Source organism: Chroococcidiopsis sp. SAG 2025 (assembly GCF_032860985.1).
Classification (GTDB): Bacteria; Cyanobacteriota; Cyanobacteriia; order Cyanobacteriales; family Chroococcidiopsidaceae; genus Chroococcidiopsis.
In genome coordinates, this window is sequence record NZ_JAOCNC010000001.1 from 850008 (window position 1) to 866095 (window position 16088).

At 45.7% G+C, this 16088-nt stretch carries 15 protein-coding genes; 9 read left to right on the forward strand and 6 right to left on the reverse strand.

All coding sequences use genetic code 11. From position 1 onward, the window contains the following. Nucleotides 1–4: 4 nt before the first annotated feature. Together N4J56_RS04135 and N4J56_RS04140 are read left to right on the forward strand one after the other, a co-directional pair. Nucleotides 5–1156, forward strand: a complete 1152-nt coding sequence (locus N4J56_RS04135; RefSeq protein WP_317105286.1) for a glycosyltransferase family 4 protein — start codon at nt 5–7, stop codon at nt 1154–1156. Nucleotides 1157–1239: 83 nt separating this feature from the next. Next, nucleotides 1240–1623: a DUF4346 domain-containing protein gene (locus N4J56_RS04140; RefSeq protein WP_039715435.1), complete on the forward strand. Its 384-nt coding sequence runs from the start codon at nt 1240–1242 to the stop codon at nt 1621–1623. 93 nt (nt 1624–1716) lie between these two features. Here N4J56_RS04140 and psb32 read toward each other — a convergent pair whose 3' ends face one another. From psb32 to N4J56_RS04165, 5 genes are all read right to left on the reverse strand, one after another. Next, nucleotides 1717–2436: a photosystem II repair protein Psb32 gene (gene psb32 / locus N4J56_RS04145; RefSeq protein ID WP_317105287.1), complete on the reverse strand. Its 720-nt coding sequence runs from the start codon at nt 2434–2436 to the stop codon at nt 1717–1719. A gap of 64 nt (nt 2437–2500) precedes the next feature. After that, nucleotides 2501–3007 (reverse strand): DUF4278 domain-containing protein, encoded by a 507-nt coding sequence (locus N4J56_RS04150; protein ID WP_317105288.1) that lies wholly within the window; start codon nt 3005–3007, stop codon nt 2501–2503. A gap of 410 nt (nt 3008–3417) precedes the next feature. Then, nucleotides 3418–4281 (reverse strand): DUF6671 family protein, encoded by an 864-nt coding sequence (locus tag N4J56_RS04155; protein WP_317105289.1) that lies wholly within the window; start codon nt 4279–4281, stop codon nt 3418–3420. 143 nt (nt 4282–4424) lie between these two features. Continuing rightward, the gene (locus N4J56_RS04160) at nt 4425–7691 is read right to left on the reverse strand and encodes an efflux RND transporter permease subunit (protein WP_317105290.1); all 3267 of its coding nucleotides are present in this window, start codon (nt 7689–7691) and stop codon (nt 4425–4427) included. A 93-nt stretch (nt 7692–7784) separates the two neighbouring features. Next, on the reverse strand, nt 7785–9098 hold the full coding sequence (locus N4J56_RS04165; protein WP_317105291.1) for an efflux RND transporter periplasmic adaptor subunit: 1314 nt from the start codon (nt 9096–9098) through the stop codon (nt 7785–7787). A gap of 522 nt (nt 9099–9620) precedes the next feature. Between N4J56_RS04165 and dnaK the strand changes: the two genes are divergently transcribed. The 3 genes from dnaK to N4J56_RS04180 all read left to right on the forward strand — a co-directional run bounded on the left by dnaK (nt 9621) and on the right by N4J56_RS04180 (nt 13100). Next, nucleotides 9621–11672, forward strand: a complete 2052-nt coding sequence (gene dnaK / locus N4J56_RS04170; protein WP_317105292.1) for a molecular chaperone DnaK — start codon at nt 9621–9623, stop codon at nt 11670–11672. A 123-nt stretch (nt 11673–11795) separates the two neighbouring features. Then, entirely contained in the window at nt 11796–12785 is a 990-nt protein-coding gene (locus N4J56_RS04175) for a DnaJ C-terminal domain-containing protein (RefSeq protein WP_317105293.1), read from the forward strand. 6 nt (nt 12786–12791) lie between these two features. Beyond that, entirely contained in the window at nt 12792–13100 is a 309-nt protein-coding gene (locus tag N4J56_RS04180) for an HNH endonuclease (RefSeq protein ID WP_317105294.1), read from the forward strand. Here the strand turns inward: N4J56_RS04180 and N4J56_RS04185 are convergent. Beyond that, nucleotides 13090–13212 (reverse strand): hypothetical protein, encoded by a 123-nt coding sequence (locus N4J56_RS04185; RefSeq protein ID WP_317105295.1) that lies wholly within the window; start codon nt 13210–13212, stop codon nt 13090–13092. The two genes, N4J56_RS04180 and N4J56_RS04185, sit on opposite strands and share 11 nt — an antisense overlap. A gap of 9 nt (nt 13213–13221) precedes the next feature. On the opposite strand from N4J56_RS04185, the gene N4J56_RS04190 reads away from it, so the two are divergent. From N4J56_RS04190 to N4J56_RS04205, 4 genes are read left to right on the forward strand one after another with little or no spacing between them, the layout of a single operon-like run. Beyond that, nucleotides 13222–14406 carry a ScyD/ScyE family protein gene (locus tag N4J56_RS04190; protein WP_317105296.1) on the forward strand — a complete coding sequence of 395 codons (1185 nt, stop codon included), beginning with the start codon at nt 13222–13224 and terminating at the stop codon, nt 14404–14406. Next, the gene (locus N4J56_RS04195) at nt 14403–15020 is read left to right on the forward strand and encodes an ACP phosphodiesterase (RefSeq protein ID WP_317105297.1); all 618 of its coding nucleotides are present in this window, start codon (nt 14403–14405) and stop codon (nt 15018–15020) included. Before N4J56_RS04190 ends, N4J56_RS04195 begins: the two co-directional genes overlap by 4 nt. Nucleotides 15021–15040: 20 nt before the next feature. Then, nucleotides 15041–15517 carry a Fe-S cluster assembly sulfur transfer protein SufU gene (sufU, locus tag N4J56_RS04200; protein ID WP_317105298.1) on the forward strand — a complete coding sequence of 159 codons (477 nt, stop codon included), beginning with the start codon at nt 15041–15043 and terminating at the stop codon, nt 15515–15517. Nucleotides 15518–15541: 24 nt separating this feature from the next. Next, nucleotides 15542–16063 (forward strand): Ycf51 family protein, encoded by a 522-nt coding sequence (locus N4J56_RS04205; RefSeq protein ID WP_317105299.1) that lies wholly within the window; start codon nt 15542–15544, stop codon nt 16061–16063. The last annotated feature ends 25 nt before the right edge of the window (nt 16064–16088 follow it).

Sequence of the window (16088 nt, forward strand, 5' to 3'; positions counted from 1 at the left end):
ATAGATGATGAAGGTATGCTTCATTGCTGCCTGTCCAGGCACGGATATGCGGGGAGGACCGCGATCGCTACTGGAAACTATAGACTCGCTTCAGAAACTGGGAGTCGAGTGTTTTGTTTTATTACCCGCACAAGGGCGACTGTTCGACGAATTAAGCCGTCGCGATATTCCTGTTCGTGTCATTCCCTACGAACGCTGGCTGGAAGCCACAAATTATCCCTTACGCGATCGTTGGCGGAAGTTAAAGCGAAGCTACCGTATAGCATTCCAAATCGCCGCTCAAATTAAAGAGTGGCAGTGCGATGTAGTCTACACGAATACCATTGCCATAGGCGTTGGTGCTTTTGCCGCATTTCTCTTGAGGAAGCCCCATGTGTGGCACATCCGCGAGTTTGTTTACGAGGATCACGGACAAGTTTTCGATCTCGGTCGCAATCTTACTTTAAAACTAGTAGATTTGCTGTCCCAGGTTTGTATCGTCAACTCCAAAGCCGTAGCTCAAAAATACGAGCAGTGGATCGCGCCGACAAAGTTGAAAGTGGTTTATCAAGCAGTGAACGTCACTCCAGGCGAGGCGATCGCCTTACCCCCGACAACAAATTTTAGGTGCATTATTGTAGGTGCATTGGTAGAGGGAAAGAGACAGGAAGACGCGATCCGCGCTATTGCCGAATTGGTACATATGGGCGTAAGAGTAGAGCTATTAATCGTTGGCGATGGCGATCCTCAATACCGAGAGTATTTAGAGGCGATCGCAACCTCAAACCAAGTAGAGCAATATATTAAGTTTTATGGCTACGCCGACAATCCCTTTCCGTTGATGCAGAGTGCCGATGTCGTACTTGTATGCTCTAAGTGCGAGGCTTTTGGCAGGGTGACTGTAGAAGGGATGCGGGCAGGTAAGCCGATAATCGGTACGAGGAGTGGTGGTACGCAAGAGTTAATTCGAGATGGATTTAATGGGTTGTTATATACTGCGGAAGACGAGCGAGAACTAGCGCAGAAAATTAAACATATTTGCGATCGCCCAGATCTGGCTAAACAGATGGGCGAGAACGGTCAACAATGGGCTGCCGAGCAATTTACTCCAGCACGCTACGGCAAGGAAATATATTTGCTGTTAAAACAGTTATGTGGCAAAAACCTGAATATTTAAGCAGAGAATGGGAAAAACCCATAGAGAGAAGAAAGATTTAAAATTAAGTTAAGGGCAAAAAATAGTTAATGATGGGATGAGACATGGAGCGGACGCTAGAAGACTTAACGGCAATTGATGACAAACTTTCTAAGCGTCATATTGACCTTGACCCAGGCGGATATTTCATCATTTATCTGGATCGAGAAGCAGGGTTAATTTGTGCGAAGCATTACACCAATGCGATCGACGATCGCGGTTTAGCCGTCGATCCTGAAACGGGTAAACCTATCCCCGCCCGCGGTAAAGTTCAACGAACTTCCACCACACTATATCGGGGTAGAACAGCAAAAGAAATTTGCGTGGAAATTTTTGAGCAAGAACAATCTTGTCCCGTGACGTACTTAGATCACGCCGCTTATCTTGGACGAGAATTTGTCCGCGCCGAGATCGCTTTAGTTAACGGGCAAGAATACGTTCAGGATTAAGTCAAAAGTCAAAAGTTAGAAGTCAAAACAGGAGCCAGGAGTCAGAAGTCATTTAATTTCACTGCCCCTGAAACTCCTCTGTTCCCTACTCACTTACTTAATATAAAAATAATAAGTCACCATTGGAATAATCGTTGCAGCTACAAGAAAGCCAATTACCCAAATAGTAGCGTTGCTGGATTTTGTCTCTTCGGTGTTTTTGTAGGTACTTTCGACAGCGACATCAGTTGCTAGCTGTTCGGGTGCGCCAGGATCGGGTGCGCCAGATAAAACAGCTACGAGGCGATCGCTAGCATCGAGAAACGCTTGATTGTATTTTTCGCCTTCACGTAAAGGATACAAAATGGTTTGAGTCATCACGCTTTTGGCGATGTCATCTGTCAGCAGCGACTTGGCTTTATCTCCTACCCGGATTCCAGTACCACTGCTCAGGGTATCTAGTACGACTAGAGTTTGATTGGCTTGCGCTTCTGGAGTTGGAAACCACTGCTCGAATAATTTATCGGTAAAGGATTGAGCAGTCTCGCCATAGTCGAGGCGGCGAATGGCGACAAATCTAACTTCATTTCCGGTCGTTTCTGCCAATTTCTCCAATTCGCTACCAATCTTGCCTTCGTTAATCGGACTGATTGCTTTTGCCGGATCGATCACCCAAGTCCGATCTCCTGGCGCGACTGAAGGAATTTCATATAGACTCGTTGCGATCGCTGGAAAGGGCAGCATTAATGTCGTGAGAACAACTAATCCCAAAGAGAAAACTAAGGATTGCAGATATTTTCTACTGCTAGTTATTTTGCTGCGTAAGTATCTCATTTCCCCGTCCTGAAAATTTACATATATTTAAAATTACTATATATAATTTGTCATTGGTCACTGGTCACTGCTCCCTGCTCCCTGCTCCCAGCTCGTCCCTGCTCCCTTGTTTTACAACACTCGCGCCGCGATATTTGAGGTTGGCGGGATCTGGCTGTGGTGCAGGTGTTTTTTCCTGACTCGATAGCCAAGGCGCACCGCGATACATTCCTTTAACTTCTGCGACGGCATCGTTTTCGCTGGAGATGCTAGGAATTGCTATCTGAGGGCGATCGCTCTGGGTTATACTTTGGGCGATTGAATTAGACTCGCTTTTGGATAAATTTTTTAAAAGTAATTTTTTTGTCCCCAAGATTGTTACACACAGGATTAATAACTGGATCTGCCAAGGAGCTAAAATCAAAGCCAAAATCAGGCTGACGACTGTAGCCGTTCCTGTTAGGTAAGCCATCTCATCAGCAGATTTTTTGCAGAGATATCCAGAGATCAGACTAGTTGTTAAGGGTAAGAGAAACAGTAATCGCATACTCAAGTCCCAAGTCGCAAGGCAAAAGCCAACATCGCATGACACGATCTAGTCTAGGTAGGTCAAAAGTTGAGAGGCAAAAGTCAAAATTGCATGAGACGAGCAAGGCAGAGATAGCTGCCCTGTCTAGAAATGAGGCTGCAAGCGATCGGAGTAGATAAGAATATATGTTACCTTATTCCCATTAGAAAAGTTTATATTGTGTTTTCTTGTACCTTAAGTTAGATTTTTGTAAAATTTAATGACTTCTTTGTAAGATTTTGTCACTAAACGTGACTGATAACCTAACCTAACAATCTTTAATAGACTTCTTGCATGAATTTAGAAAAAAAGACCTATAGCGCCTTGCTTTGCGTCTTTGCGTCTTTGCGTGACATCCAAAACAATACTTTTGCAAGAAATCTAATCTTTAACTTTTAACTTTTAACTTTTGACTTTTGACTTTTGACTTTCAACTAAGGATTGCAATACATACACTGAGCCGGATCGGCTGCTTTAATACCCTGCGGAAATAGTTTTTCTTGTTGAAAACTGCATTTTTGGCACTGATAGACTACCGAGCGGATTGCAGATGTGGGAAGATTGCATAATCCACAGGGTAATCCTCGACGTTGCTCGATCTCGTCAAAGCCAGGACAAGCACAATTAGGACATATTTGATGAATTTTTTGAATTAAATTTTTAGTAGCTTTAGCAATATTCTGCATTCTGGTTGGATTATATAGCGCCCGCATATCTGTTTCGATATGCACTTTTCCTGATGAGGATTTGCTTAAGGCAAAAGTCACAATTTCTGTTAATTTTTCTTCTGTATTGATACCTTTAAAAATTTCTGTGCGCTCTAAAGAGTCAGAACTGAGCATGACCACTAAACCATGAGAGGGAAAGCCAATTTTACGAGCAAAAGACTCGGCTTCTTCAACAGTTCTAACTGATTGACCATTAAAGTTAGTTTCTGTGGAAATTTCCTGACCGACAATTTCTAACTGATTTAGCGTATCGATGAAAACGATTATTTCTCGATTTGCCGAAATAAAAGGTAGATCGGGATGGGGTGCAAAAGAACCTTCACTAGCGATCGCAATTGTTTCACCTGTTATTTCTAAAGCTTTTTTAGCTTTGAGTTTAGCTGTAGCAATTTGGTCTGCTGGCCTGGCAATATCGCGAGTAAACGTACCAAAGATATCTGTGTTAAAGTCGTTTGGAACTATACATTGCACTCCTAATTCTGATTCTACAATGGGTGCGATCGCTTTTTCTTTCTCGTGCATAGTCGCAATAACTGCTACGCGACCTGTAAACAAAGAATTTGTTGGCATATAGCAGTTTAATTAAATTCATGAACTTCTTGCTATTTACTGGTGGGCAATGTCCACTCTACTTACTTTTGTACGGGCGGGTTCACCAGATCGTTTGTCGAAGTCAAAGATTTTTGGTAAACCCGCCCCTACGAATGCATAACTTACCAGCGTTTATCTTTATAGCGCTTGCGATGCAAAAATTTGTCTGGCACAACGCTAACAGATTTCCAGATTGGCGTTGCCCAACCCCAGCCAATGTCATGTAGCATGACGTAGAAGCAGGGAATGATAAATAGAGTCAGTAACGTTGCTAAAGCTAATCCTGAAAATACCACAATTCCTAAAGGTTGGAGAAATTCCGAACCTTGACCGATACCCATAGCCAGGGGAAGCATTCCCAATACAGTAGTGATCGTTGTCATCAAAATAGGACGCAAGCGTTGCGGCGCGGCTTGTTGAATTGCCAGCCAACGAGAACAATCCTCCCGTTCCCGAATTTGATTTGCTAGTTCCACCATAATAATTGCATTATTGACCACAATCCCGACCAATAACACCGCACCTACCAAAACCGTCGCCCCAATAGCCGTCTGGGTGACGTACAGTCCAAAAATACCTCCAGCTAGGGCTAGCGGGACGGTAAACATGATGACGAAAGGATCGATTAAAGAGTTATACTGCACTGCCATCACGACAAATACGAGAAAAGCCGCCAAACCTCCTAAAAGCTTCAACGAGTTTTGTAACTGTTGATTGGACTGCGCCGCCGAACTCGGGATGACGTTGACTCCCTGCGGTAAGTCTATATTTTGCATCACGTTGTTAACTTCAGCTAGCGCTTGCCCTAAACTCGCTCCCTCTGTTAGAGTTCCGGCTATGATAAATACTTGTCTTTGGTCGATTCGTTGCACTTCTCCTGGTGCTTGACCGATTTCAATTTGGGCAACATCACCAAGGCGAATTTGACGATTCCCTTCAATAAATAAGGGAAGGCGGGCGAGTTGAGAAGGACGCTGGATTGTAGTTTCATTCAATTGGACGCGAATATCAACTAAGCGATCGCCTCTTTGTAGTTGCGTTGGGATTGAACCTTCGAGCGCGGTTTGAATTGTTTCGCCAATTTCTTGAGTTGTCAAACCAAATTCTGCTACCCGTTCCCAGTCAGGACGAATCTGGACTTCCGGTTGTCTGGGAGTCGCATCGGGTCGAAAAGTAGCTAATTTTGCCTGCTGTTCTAAAGCTTGGAGAACTTGCTGTCCGGCGCGATTCAGTTCTTCTGAGTCAGACCCCTGAAGAATTACATCCAACTCTGCCCCCCGCACGGGAGAATTAGTTAAGATCAGACCCCGTACCTCTCCTGGTCGCAGGCGGATAACTGTTTCAACTAAGTTGAGGCGATCGAATTCCTGGCTTACCCTAGCAACATACGCTTCTACGTTAGTACCTGGTTTAAGAGTAATATTACTGCTGCCACGCAGAGGATTTTCACTGGTATTATTGCCAAACAGAAAACCACCCGCAGTCGAAAAGATATATTCGGTTTCTGGCTGTTTGAGTAAAATATCGTCTACAATTTCCATCACCTTACGGTTCGTTTCCAACGCCGTACCAGGAGGAAACTGCACGAATAATCTAGCTTGTCCGGTATTGATGCGAGGCAGAATTTCCTGCGGTATTTGTCCTGCCATCCACACACTACCACCACCCAAGACGAGAAAAGCCAGCAAGACAACTATGAACCGCCAGCGCAACAGCCGATTTAAGAAGTTGCCATAACTACGAGTTGCAGCCTCAAATTTGCGATTAAATTCTCGCAGCAACCAAAATTTACCAATTCCGCTCGATCGCTTTATTCCCATTAATCTTGATGTCATCATGGGTACGACCGTTATTGCTACTAGAATTGACGCGGCGACGGCAAAGCTGATAGTTAAAATTAACTCTCTAAATAGGAGAGAGAACAAACCGCCAATGAGCAAAAACGGCAGCACCGCCACCAAGTTAGTACTGGTAGAAGCAACCAAGGCAGATTCTACCTCACGGCTGCTGCTTTCGGCGCGATCGACGATCGAGGTTTTTGGTAGGGGCGCATAGCTGTGCGCCCCTACACGAGTTTCATCCTTCCTCACTCCCTCGACAATATTCTCCAACATAACGATAGAGTTATCGACGACGATGCCAACGCCGAGGGCAAGTCCGCCTAAGCTGAAGACATTGAGAGAAAGACCGAATAATCCCATCAAGATGATTGCAGCGCAGGTCGCTAGCGGAATGGCAAGAACGATAATGATGGTTTGACGTAGCGAACCGAGGAAAAGTAGAACCGCGATCGCGGCGAGTCCCGCACCAATTAACCCCGAACTGGTAACGTTAGAAATTGAGTTCTGAATGAAAATTGACTCATCTAGAGTGGGAGTTATGAACGCATCGGCGGGAATTAAACCCGATTGCCGTAGAGATTCGATCCGACGCTTGACTCCATCAACCACGGCGATCGTATTGGCTTCTGGTTGTTTTTGAACGCTAAGTTTGACAGCTGGAGTTTTGTTGAGAAAAGCAAAAACCCTTTGATCTTCCGTCCCGTCTATAACTTCCGCAAAGTCTCGCAGGTAAACGCGCCGTGATACCCCTGGTGTAGAGTTATTTTCCTCAAAGGTAGCGGCTTCAAAGGATAAGTTGCGAATTTCCTGAGAGGTTTGAAATCTACCGCGAGTTCGCGTCAAGGGTTCGGATTCTCCCAAAATTCGACCCCCAGCAATATCTTGGTTGCGGGTTGTCAGTTCTTCCAATACGTCAGTTAAACCCACACCCACAGCTTGGAGGCGATCTAAATCGATATTAATCCTCACTTCTTCCTGCACGCCACCGGACACGTCTACAGCTGCTACTCCTGGGACGACACTTAATTCGCGTCCCAGTTCTTCATCGGCAAAGACGCGCAGATCTATAGGCTTAAGTGTCGGGGAGGTCAACCCAAATTCGTAAATTGGCGATTGCGAAGGATCGACCTTGAATAATCGGGGTTCTTGGATATTTAAATTGTCGGGCAATCCACCTCGACCTCGGTTAAAAGCCGCCGTAGCATCATTTAAGGCTTGGTCGATATTCCCACCAGGCTGAAAAAACAGATCGATACTGACTTGTCCTTCGCGAGTTTGGGAATAGACCTGGACTACGCCTTCTGTAGCTGCTAAAGCTTCTTCTAGCGGTCGAGTAATTTCGTCAACTGCAACTTCTGGCGATACTCCGGGAACATCTAGCCGCACGCCGATACGAGGATAGGTAATCGCAGGTAACAGATCGACTTGCAGTGTCGTCAGAAAAAAGACACCTAAGACGATCGCGGCTACAGTTAACATCAGTGTGGCGATGTGTCGTCGGATCGAAATGGCGCTGATACTAAATCCCGATGTTGGCGGCTGTTGCATTAGCTTCACTCTGCGTCAATGATATTCAAGCAAGGGCGGGTTTTGTACCGAGATGTGCTGTTGCGGTTGTCTATCTATTTGCTAAACCCGCCCCTACGATTCCTGCTGCTGTGTTTCCGATAAGACCGACAGTCGCACGGTTTCACCGTTTTTCAACGGTCTACCACTTTTTGCCACAAACCTTTCTCCTGGCTGCAATCCAGATAGAATTTCTACTTTGCCATCTACCCGTTCTCCCAATTTCACCGATCGCGCTGCTACTTTTTCTCCATTTATGACAAATACTGTTGCTGTAGTCGAGAGTCGGGAGTTTTGACTTTTAGCTTTTGACTTTTGACTTACCTCTTCTTTCTCCTCTACAACAGCCGTCTCAGGAACCACAACCCTAGAAGCAGCGTTACTTTCAAAACTGACCCGTGCTAGCAATCCACTGCCGATCCGTCCATTGTCGTTGGGAATGATGACTTCTATGGGAACTAGTCTTGCCGTGCGATCGGCTGCTGGGGAAATTCGGCTAATTTTTCCAGTAAAAGTCTGGTTAGGGAAGGCATCTAGTCTCACCCTCACTGTCTGTCCGACGCGCAGATCTGCTAAGGCTAATTCTGAGATTTCCACATTCACTTTGACGCGGCGAAAGTCTCCCAGACGCAAAACTTCGCCGTTAGCTTGCAAAAAATTTCCCTGTTCCGTGACTTTTTGCGTGACTACACCATTTATTGGAGAACGGATATTTGCGTAGGATAATTGCTCTTGGGCTTGAGCGATCGCTGCTTGTTGAGCGTTGACGCGATCGCTAGCTGCTGCTACCGCTTGTTCTTCGGTACGGACTTCTTCTTCAGTAGCTCTTAACACTTTGCCAGCACTTTGAGCGTTAGTACGGGCTTGTTCGGCGGCTTGTTCGGCAACTGCACCCTGTTCGACCAATTGTTGTTGGCGTTGAGAGTCTGACTGTGCTTGTTGAAATTCCAACCGTGCTTGTTCTACCCTGGCTTTGGCATTACTGACTTGATTTCTGGCTCTAGCAACTTCTGCTTTAAGGGCTGCTAATTCTGCTTGTTCTTGATTCAGCGCCGTTCGCAATATAGTATTGTCTTGCTGGGCGAGGACTTGACCTTGTTTGACGCGATCGCCCACATCGACTAAGAGTTTTAATATCCGCCCTTCTACTTGCGCCCTGAGCGAAACTTCTTGTAGTGGTAGAGTCGTCCCTGTATATTCCGGTTCCGTGCGAATTTTTCCGGTACGGGCGATCGCCACTTCTACAGCAGGTGGTTGCTGTTGTTGTTCTGCTGCCCTACCTTGGGATTGCGCATCAGCCGCTTCTTTTGGTAAAATGCCACAGCCTGCTGTAGCGCTGAGTATAATAGCACTCAACGCAATTGCTTTAAATAGATTGAAAGCTCCCATAAAAAAATTCTGATTTTTGCTTTTGCTGCGGCAACTTCACTATATAAGCTAGTCTTTATTACTGAGTGTGGCTGCGGCTATTTCTTCCTGCCATAGCTCAGATGATTGTTAAGTTATTTAAACTTTTTCTGTTCGCAAAGCGGCTCCCTCTCAAGAGGGAAAAACTAGCGATCGCCAACATGTCAAATCCAATTGCTAACACTACAAAGACCTAGCATAAGCAACAGTTGTGACAAGAATGTGTCATGGCGAAGTCAGAAGTTGGAAAAAAGTGGTGCGTTAAAGAAAGGGTGTAGGGTGTGGGGTGTGGGGTGTGGGGGTGGGGTGTGGGGTGACAGTGACTCCTGACTCCTGACCAGTTAGTTATTTTATCTCCTCAGCAACCTTGCGCTCCCTCAGCTTCCTCAGCCCTCTTCTCCCCTGCTCCCTAGCTCCTATATCTGTTGCCAGCAAGATACAATAAATCCAGCAAAAGTTCTCAACATATTATTATATTGAGACAAACTAGGAGAACGATCGCGCATGGGCAAGGTAGTCGGCATCGACTTAGGGACAACGAACTCAGTCATAGCGGTGATGGAGGGTGGTAAACCTGTGGCGATCGCCAATGCAGAAGGGATGCGGACTACTCCCTCCGTGGTTAGTGTCAGTCGCGAAGGGGAAGTGGTGGTGGGACAAATGGCGCGACGACAAGCCGTTCTCAACCCCAAAAATACATTTTACTCGGTCAAGCGTTTCATCGGTCGCAACTATAGCGAACTTAGCCCTGAATCGAAGCGAGTTGCTTATACAATTCGCAAAGGTGAAGCTGGTAATATTAAAATCGACTGCCCGCGACTGAATAAAGAATTCGTTCCCGAAGAAGTCTCGGCAATGGTGCTAAAAAAGTTGGTGGAAGATGCCAGCAAATATTTAGGAGAACCCGTCACCAAGGCAGTCATTACCGTTCCCGCTTATTTCAACGACTCCCAACGCCAAGCCACGCGGGATGCTGGGAGAATTGCCGGACTAGAAGTCTTGCGGATTTTAAACGAACCCACTGCTGCATCATTGGCTTATGGCTTAGACCGTCAGGAAAGCCAAACGATTTTAGTATTCGATCTAGGTGGTGGTACGTTTGACGTGTCGGTTTTGGATGTTGGCGATGGTGTATTTGAAGTGAAAGCCACTAGTGGAGATACACAACTAGGTGGTAACGATTTTGACAAAAAAATTGTCGATTGGCTGGCAGAGCAATTTTTAGAGACAGAAGGGGTAGACTTAAGACGCGATCGCTCCTCTCTACAGCGCTTAATGGAGGCAGCAGAACGGGCGAAAATCGAATTATCTGGCGTGACGGTAACAGACATCAACCTGCCTTTCATCGCCGCTACAGATGAGGGTCCCAAGCATTTAGAAACAAGACTCACCCGTTCTCAATTTGAAGGCTTGTGTACGGACTTGTTAGGACGATTGCGCGTCCCTGTCAAACGGGCGCTAATGGATGCTAACTTGCGACCCGCAGATATTGATGAGGTTGTCCTCGTCGGTGGAGGGACGCGAATGCCAATGGTACAAGCACTTGTAGAGGCATTAATTGGCAGAGAACCGAATCAAAATGTCAATCCCGATGAAGTTGTGGCTGTTGGGGCAGCAATTCAAGGCAGCATTTTGGGCGGCGAGATGAAAGACGTGCTGCTATTGGATGTCACGCCCTTATCGTTGGGATTGGAAAGTGTCAGCGGCGTGATGAAAAAATTGATCCCGCGCAACACGACAATTCCCGTGCGTCGTTCCGATATCTTTTCTACCGCAGAAAACAATCAAACTGTCGTAGAAATTCACGTCGTTCAGGGCGAACGGGAAATGGCAGCTGATAATAAATCCCTCGGACGGTTCAAACTGACGGGTATTCCACCCGCGCCGAGGGGAATTCCCCAAATTCAGGTGTCGCTGGATGTCGATGCTAATGGAATTTTACAGGTCACGGCACTCGATCGTACGACAGGCAGAGAACAGAGTATCACCGTCCAAGGGGCTTCTACCCTCAGCGAGGGAGAAATTCAACGGGCAATTCGCGAGGCAGAACAATATGCCGATATCGACCGTCAGCGCAAAGAACGGGTAGAAAAGCGGACGCGGGCAGAGTCTTTGACAGTCGAAGCAGAACGACAATTGAAGGAAGTCGCGTTAGATTTCGGAATGCAATTTGCGCGGAGTCAGCGCCAGCGGATCGAAAGTTTAGTCCGCGAACTGCGGGCAAACTTAGAGGAAAATAACGATCGCGGCATCGACCAATTATTTGTCGAACTGCAAGATGCAATCTACGAGTTAAAACGCGAGATCCGCGAATACTATGGTGAGGATGAGGAAGAAGGCTTATTTGACTCAATCAAGCGCATCTTTACGGGTGATGACGATGATTACTTTGACATACCTCGCCGAGACAACTATCGCGATCGCGATCGCGACTACTACGATTATGGTAGAGAAGATTATAGCCGCGATCGTTCCCCCTCTTACGGAGATAAGCCCAGTAGCCGCAAGCGTCCCACATACCGAGACAATTGGGATGATGACGATGATTGGCTATAATCTAGCGATTAGCCACTAACAATTAGCTAAGTTAGCACGTTGATTGCTAGAACTAAACAAGAAAACATTAAACGGTAACTTATAAAAGCTAACAGCCAAAAGCTGCAAGCGGATAGCTAAACTATGCAAGATTTGCGTAACTTTCGCGATTACTATGAAGTGTTGGGAGTCTCCAGAGAGACAAGCAACGAGGAGATTAAAAAGGTTTTCCGGCGCTTAGCCAGACAATATCATCCTGACTTAAACCCAGGTAATAAAGAGGCAGAGGAAAAATTTAAGGCGATTGGCGAAGCTTACGAAGTCCTTTCTGACCAAACTCGACGGGCAGAATACGACCAATATACTAAGTATTGGAATCAGCCTGGTTTTTGGAGCAAGCAAACTACAAGAGCCAAACCCGGAGATAGTCGCGGTAATGGTAATAAAGTCGATTATGGCGCATTTCCCGACTTTAATAATTTTGTCGATCAAGTCTTGGGACGGCGCAAACAAGCCAGGACTGCAACAGCCGATGACGAACCAGTGACGACAGCACCCCGCGATCCGTTTCGTCCTGGGACGACTAAAGCAGCTTATACAGTTAATGCCCGTACTACGCGGCGCGATATTGAGGCTAAGTTAACTATACCCTTAGAACGGGCATATGAAGGCGGATTGGAGCGCGTTCGCCTCCAAGAAGACGGGCGATCGCTAGAAGTCAATATGCCACCTGGAATGTATACTGGACAGATTGTTCGCCTACGAGAACAGGGAATTGGTGGCGGCGATCTTTATTTAAAAATAACCGTTCCCCCTCATCCGTATTTCAAGTTAGAAGGTAACGATATTGCGATTCAGTTACCAATTACTCCCGTCGAGGCGATTTTAGGTGGTGCGGTAGAAGTACCAACTTTAGATGGTTTGGTACAAATGAATTTACCTCCAGGCGTGCGCGCTGGGCAAAGATTGCGGCTGGCAAAGAAAGGTTATCCCGATGCTGATGGCGAAAGAGGCGATCAAATTGTTGAGATTCAAATAGTTGTCCCTAGAAATATTAGTCCTGAAGAACGAGATTTATACGAAAAGATTCGTCAAATAGAAACTTTCAATCCCCGCGCTGACTTACCAATTTAGAGATATATGTCATGTATGTCAGAATGGCGAGAAATTAGGCAGAAAATATTACAGCGAGACAACCGTCAGTGTCAAGTTTGTGGGAAAGAATATAGCGGACAAGTGCATCATATTCTTCCTAGAAGTCAAGGCGGGACAAACGATCTGGCAAATTTAATTACCTTGTGCGGGAAATGTCATATGGTAATTAGTCCCGTTCCTGAATGGTTAATTACTAAATTGTGGCAAATTCCAGCTGAAGAAATTAGCACCGCCAGCCAAGCCATTCAAGACAAAATTAATGAAGTTGCGAGACAGAGAGAAGTTAAGAATTAATCGAAACAAATACCAAAGCGATCGAAAAATTACTCATTGCGATCGCATTCTCACTTTTCATAAATTGCTGATGCAGGGTTGGTCGATCTAATTCTTGTTCCCTTCCTGCCATGTTTTTATCATGTCTTTATCTTTAACTTCTAAACTAGTTCATAGTTTTGCGATATTAATTTCTCTCATATTTATTTCTCCAGCACAAGCAGAAGTCACAATATCGGTAGTTGCTGACGGTCTTGATAATCCACGCGGGCTAAACTTTAGTTCTGATGGCAGCCTCTACGTGACAGAATCAGGTGTAGGGGGAGATGGACGTTGCATTCCCGGTCCCAGTTTGCAAGGACTTTCTTCCTGTGTCGGTAATAGTGGTGCTGTCACCAAAATTAAGGACGGTAAGCAAGAACGCATACTATCTGAACTACCCTCTATCGCTTTAAGACCCACTGGTACTACTGCTGCTGGACCCCAAGATATAGTATTTGATGCCTATAATAATCCCTATTTACTCATTGGATATGGCGGAAACCCAGAAACTCGCGACTTTCCCGAAGGTGCGCCGAGTTGGGGACAACTTTATCAAGTTGATTTGCTTACGGGTAATTTAAAAAGTCTTGCCGATTTAGCCAAATACGAACTGGATAATAATGCTGATGGGGAGGACACATTAGATGTTAGCGGTGAAGTCGCCAGCAATCCTTATGCTTTTACAATTAAGGGTCATACTGCTTATATAGTGGATGCAGCTGCAAATGACTTGCTGAATGTAAGTTTAAACGGGGGTAGCTTGGGAGTATTATCTGTACTGCCCACTCAAACAGTAAAAGATCCAGTTTTCCCGATACCAACGCCGGGACAAGTACTACCTCCTGAAGCGCCGCCACCAGGACAAACACCAGCGGAAATCGAAATTCAATCCGTACCGACAGGCGTGACGGTTGGTCCCGATGATGCTTTGTACGTCAGCGAATACACTGGTTTTCCGTTTCCAGTAGGGAAAGCTAGAGTCATGCGAGTTACTGCTGATGGTAAAACAACAGTTTATGCCGAAGGCTTTACCCAAATTTCCGACTTAGAATTTGATCGCCAAGGTAATTTATATGTTTTACAATATGCCAATCAGCCGCAATGGACGGGTAGTGTAGATGGTGCTTTGATTCAAGTTGCCCCTGATGGTATGCGGACAAAACTTGTTAGTGGTAATGGACTAGAATCGCCAACTGCTCTTACTATTGGTCGTGATGGGGCAATATATATTTCTAATAAAGGCGATCGCCCCCAAGAAGGGCAAGTGTTACGAGTTACAAAATGAACTATTTGGCGCATCTGTTTTTAGCCGAACATACACCTGAATCGTTACTTGGAAATCTTTTAGGAGATTTTCTCAAAGGGGTAGATAAGGAACGATATTCAATCGCAATTCAGCAAGGAATAGAATTACATCGAAAAGTCGATGCATATACAGATTCGCACCCAATAGTAAAAGAAGCTAAACAACTAGTTTCTGCATCGCGAAGAAGATTTGCCGGAATTTTATTAGATGTATTTTACGATCATTTTCTCGCTAGAAATTGGCAGAATTATAGTTCGGTGACGCTTGATGATTTTAGCCAAAAAGTATATGTAATCCTATCACAAAATCAATCGATTCTCCCCGATCGCCTCCAACGTGCATTACCACAAATGATTCAACAAGATTGGTTAAATAAATATCAATATATTAGTGGAATAGAGGTGACGCTCAACCGGATGGCTCATCGCGTGAACAGGCAAGGAGAGATTTTAGCTAGTGGTATTGAAGAATTAACAGCTCACTATCAGGAATTAGATCGCAGTTTTCAATCCTTTTTTCCTGAATTGATAGGGTACGTCAAAACGACCCGATCGCACCTGAAATACCCTGATAGGATGGAAGTAGGTAAATAAACCCGATCGCAAACGCAATTATGACTTTGGGTAATGTCCGCGACCTGTACCAGCAGGTAATTCTAGAACACTATAGAAAACCTCGCCACAAAGGAAAAACCGATCCCGTGCATCGCTATCAACGGGGACATAATCCTTCTTGTGGAGATACGATTGAATTAACGGTGCAACTGAATGAAGCGGGCGATACGATCGCAGATGTAAAATTTGATGGTGAAGGTTGCGCGATCGCGATGGCATCGGCTGACTTAATGGCAGATGTTTTGCGCGGTAAGTCTGTCAGCGTCGCATTAGAAATGGTGCAGCGCTTTCAACGGATGATGAAAGGAGAAGACGAGTTTCCCAAAGAACAGCGCAAACTCAACGTGATGGCGGGAGTCGCTCAGTTTCCCGTGCGGATCAAATGTGCTAATCTCACCTGGCATACCCTCAAAGCAGCCTTGGAATCAACCAACGAGCAAGTGCCTGAAGGATTTATCAGTAACGAAAACGAGTAATCGATCTCACAATTTGATTTCACAATGCCAACTACAACTGATTTTCTCAATGCTTCTGGGTGGGTAGGAATAACCACCCTAGCTTTGGCGGCGATAACCGTCCTGGGTTTTCTGCTTCAATGGGGAATTAGATTTCGCCTCGTCGGGATTACTGGCTTTTTAGGCGTACTCACGGGTGGATTGTTTGCCCTCGGTTTAGTACCATTTACCCGCACGCTCATTCCAGGCGCAGTAAGCTACTCTTTAGTCTTCGACAACGGTGGGACGCAAACCGTAATTGCCGTACCTCCTACGATTGATAGCCAAGCACTAGAAGCAACAATGCAACAAGCCGCCAGCGATTTATTCTCCTACGGTCGCTTGGGCAGACAGGACGATAAACTGACGATTAGAGTCAGGACAAATCTGCATCCAGAACCAGGAGTTACCAAACCCCTCTACTTGGGACAAATCGAGCGATCGCTCTCCAGCCGCACTGACAATGCAATGGAAATTAAGATCGATCCCGAAAGCATAGCCCAATTACCAGGGAGCAGGGAGTCGTAGGGGCGGGTTTGGCGAAAGATCGTAT